The 2,302-nt window shown below is 67.8% G+C and carries 1 protein-coding gene; it reads left to right on the top strand.

Annotated features, from left to right (window positions below):
• Positions 1–307 precede the first annotated feature (307 nt).
• On the top strand, positions 308–2,149 hold the full coding sequence (gene asnB / locus GA0115259_RS34790; protein WP_093604292.1) for an asparagine synthase (glutamine-hydrolyzing): 1,842 nt from the start codon (positions 308–310) through the stop codon (positions 2,147–2,149).
• The last annotated feature ends 153 nt before the right edge of the window (positions 2,150–2,302 follow it).

Genomic DNA, 2,302 nt, shown 5'->3' with positions numbered 1-2,302 from the left:
GACCGGGTCGGGTCCCGAGCGGGCGGGCCGCCGCTCGATAGGGCCATTCGGGGCAATTGGTGAAGTTTTTGCCTATGGGTCCGAGCCCGCCTCCACGCCGTCTCCCGGCCACCTCAAAGGCCTTGCCGCGCCCCGAAGGCCGCACGGCGACGCCGTTCCACCTCCCTGCGAAGGCCGGCCGAGATCGCCGTGTCCCGTGACCGGTGCCGTCACGGCCGCGTTGACCGAGCGCACTCGAATGACTGACGCTCGATAGTTAGATGCTGGATACAACTGATCCGGCGACCGGAAGCAGGAGGACACACACATGTGTGGCATCACTGGTTGGGTCTCCTTCGACCGCGTACTGCTCGACGCATCCGAAACGCTGGATGCGATGACGGAGACGATGTCCTGCCGGGGCCCCGACGCCGGCGGCACCTGGATCAGCGGTCCCGCCGCCCTCGGACACCGGCGACTGGCGATCATCGACCTGCCAGGAGGACGGCAGCCGATGACCCTTGTGACACCGCAGGGCACGCTCGCGCTCGTCTACTCGGGCGAGACCTACAACTTCACCGAACTGCGCGCGGAGCTGACCGGACGCGGTCATCGGTTCACCACCGACTCCGACACCGAGGTCGTTCTGCACGGCTATCTGGAGTGGGGCGAGGCGATGGCCGAACGCCTCAACGGGATGTACGCCTTCGCCGTCTGGGACGGCAGGTACCAGAAGCTTGTGATGATCCGCGACCGGATGGGCATCAAGCCCTTCTACTACTATCCGATCCCCGGAGGAGTGCTGTTCGGCTCCGAGCCGAAGGCGATCCTCGCCAATCCGCTCGCCCGCGCCCGGGTCGACCTCGACGGGCTGCGCGAGCTGTTCGGCTTTGTGAAAACGCCCGGCCACGCGATCTGGGACGGTATGCGCGAGGTCGAGCCAGGCACCGTTGTGACCGTCGACCACAACGGACCGCGCCGCCATGTCTACTGGTCGCTGGAGACCAGGCCGCACACCGACGACCGCGACGCCACCGTGGCGCGGGTACGTACGCTCCTCGACGACATCGTGCGCCGCCAGCTCGTCTCCGACGTACCGCGCTGCACCCTGCTGTCCGGCGGACTGGATTCGTCCGCGATGACGGCGCTGGCCGCCCGGCAGCTCGCCGAGACCGGTGAGAAGGTCCGCAGCTTCGCCGTCGACTTCGTCGGCAGGACCGAGCACTTCGTCGCCGATGAACTCCGTACCACGCCGGACACGCCCTTCGTCCACGATGTCGCGCACGCCTCGGGCACGGATCACCAGGACATCGTGCTCGACTCGAACGATCTGGCCGATCCCGAGGTACGGGCCAGGGTGATCAGGGCCCGTGACATTCCCATGGGGCTCGGTGACATGGATTCCTCGCTCTATCTGCTCTTCAGGGCGGTCCGGGAGCGCTCGACGGTGGCGCTCTCCGGCGAATCGGCGGACGAGGTCTTCGGCGGGTATCTCCAGTTCTTCGACGAGGAGGCCAGACGGGCCGAGACGTTCCCGTGGCTGGTGCGCTCGGAGCAGTACATCGGGGACGACGCCGATGTACTGCGGCCCCAGGTGAACAAGGCCCTGGACATGCGGGGATTCCTCCAGGACAACTACGCCGCCGCCATCGCCGGAGTCGAACGCCTGGAGGGCGAGAGCGACTTCGAGTACCGGATGCGGAAGATCTGCGCGCTCCATCTGACGCGGTTCGTCCGGTTGCTGCTCGACCGCAAGGACCGTACGAGCATGGCGGTCGGGCTGGAGGTCAGGGTGCCGTACTGCGACCACCGGCTGGTCGAGTACGTGTACAACGCCCCGTGGTCGATGAAGTCCTTCGACGGCCGGGAGAAGAGCCTGCTGCGGGAGGCGACGGCCGATCTGCTGCCCAAGTCGGTCTACGACCGGGTCAAGAGCCCCTACCCCTCCACCCAGGACCCCAAGTACGCGATCGCCCTGCAACAGCAGATCAAGGACCTGCTCGCCGATCCGTCCCACCCGGTCTTCGAGGTGCTCGACCCCGACCGCGTCCGCCACCTGGCGGAACGGGAGACCCCGCAGACCACCATGGCCTCCCGCCGAGGCATGGAACGCACGCTGGACATGGCGCTCTGGATGGACATGTACCACCCGGAGATCGTCCTCACCTGACCGCACCCGGCCGCTCGGCCGTGCCGGCCGGTCGGCGCCGCGCCCGTGGCCCGCAGCGTAAATCGGTGGCCCGGCCGGCGGGCGGCGCACCACGCTGTGCCCATGGTGCGTCCTGAAAGCTGGTCCAGGCTCGCGGGTGGAAGTCCCGTCCGG

This window comes from Streptomyces sp. MnatMP-M17, assembly GCF_900091995.1.
Taxonomy (GTDB): Bacteria; Actinomycetota; Actinomycetes; order Streptomycetales; family Streptomycetaceae; genus Streptomyces.
Note: the sequence above shows the minus strand (reverse complement) of the source record. Positions and strands in the feature narration are given on the sequence as shown.

Coding starts and splice junctions, on each gene's coding strand:
- asnB (WP_093604292.1), top strand. CDS start 308: ATGTGTGGCATCACTGGTTGGGTCTCCTTCGACCGCGTACTGCTCGAC.